Genomic DNA, 1,021 nt, shown 5'->3' with positions numbered 1-1,021 from the left:
TTGCTATCACGATTATGTCTAGCAAGATATGCTCTTTCCCTCGATTATCTCGTGGATCTTCTACTCCCTCAAAGTGGCTCAGTAAACTTACTTCGATAGGGCTATTCATTGTGGCTTTATTTGTTTATTTTCTCCTAAATTTTATTACCTTTTTTATGCGGTTGCCCTGGATAGTAAGGAGGATATATCCCCTTATACTCTTTTCCTTAGTAAGGCAGCATCTAAAGTTTACCAAATTGGGGATAAAAAGTATATTGTAGAGTTTCTTTGTATGAATGGTCGTGATCATTTTTATGAATTTCTTTTGTATTCAAAGACAAACTATGGAATAGAAATTAAGATGCTTCCTTTATTGTCAAGAATCGGTGATAAAGAAGGAGGTGGAAATGATACTAATGGACAAACAGTTTGGATTTATAGAAGAATAACTAATGCAACTCCAAGATTCGATCCTGAAAGACTAATTTTAAAGGTTGATGCAGTTCATAACGGACAAGGGTATAAAACTGAATATGTTTTTGAGAATAATGAGTTTAAGCTTACAAAGTTCACTAAATTATCTATTCACATGAGAACAAATCCAGAAACTCAAAAATATGAACCAGTACAAGAATCTGAAGATATTTATCCATAGCGTGCCACTCTCATAATTGCGATCGCTAATCTTGTAAAGTACGTTGATAACATGTAACGCAACGGATTAGCGTTTAGTCGTGCAGAAAGCATTTGGGGAGCATCTCAATTAGGCACTGAGTAAAAATACTTAGGGGAATAGAAATAGCCATTGAGATAAGCGCACCGATGTTTCAAAACTTGAGCAACATTTTGCTGATTCCACTGAGCACCCGAAATCTTGACCCGACGACCAATCTGCTTAACCGCCGATTCAACAGAGCCAGAACCAATGGTTAGCCCCTGTTTCTGTAGATAACCATACTCAGGTATACGATGACGGTGATTGCGTAAATAAGCTAGAAAATTGATAGCTCGTTTGAATTTACAACCTGAAAATAAGACAATC

1 protein-coding gene and 1 pseudogene are annotated in these 1,021 nt (G+C 36.3%); one reads left to right on the top strand and one right to left on the bottom strand.

The features are described from left to right. Positions 1-271: 271 nt before the first annotated feature. Entirely contained in the window at positions 272-634 is a 363-nt protein-coding gene (locus AC805_RS16225; RefSeq protein WP_055076384.1) for a hypothetical protein, read from the top strand. A gap of 104 nt (positions 635-738) precedes the next feature. Here AC805_RS16225 and AC805_RS26395 read toward each other — a convergent pair. After that, positions 739-1,021 (bottom strand): annotated as a pseudogene (locus AC805_RS26395) (hypothetical protein); the annotation flags it as partial.

The organism is Pseudanabaena sp. 'Roaring Creek', assembly GCF_001402795.1.
Lineage (GTDB): Bacteria > Cyanobacteriota > Cyanobacteriia > Pseudanabaenales > Pseudanabaenaceae > Pseudanabaena.
Note: the sequence above shows the minus strand (reverse complement) of the source record. Positions and strands in the feature narration are given on the sequence as shown.

What these genes read in the sequence shown, in the direction of transcription:
- AC805_RS16225 (WP_055076384.1), top strand. Translation starts at nt 272, where the DNA reads ATGAATGGTCGTGATCATTTTTATGAATTTCTTTTGTATTCAAAGACA.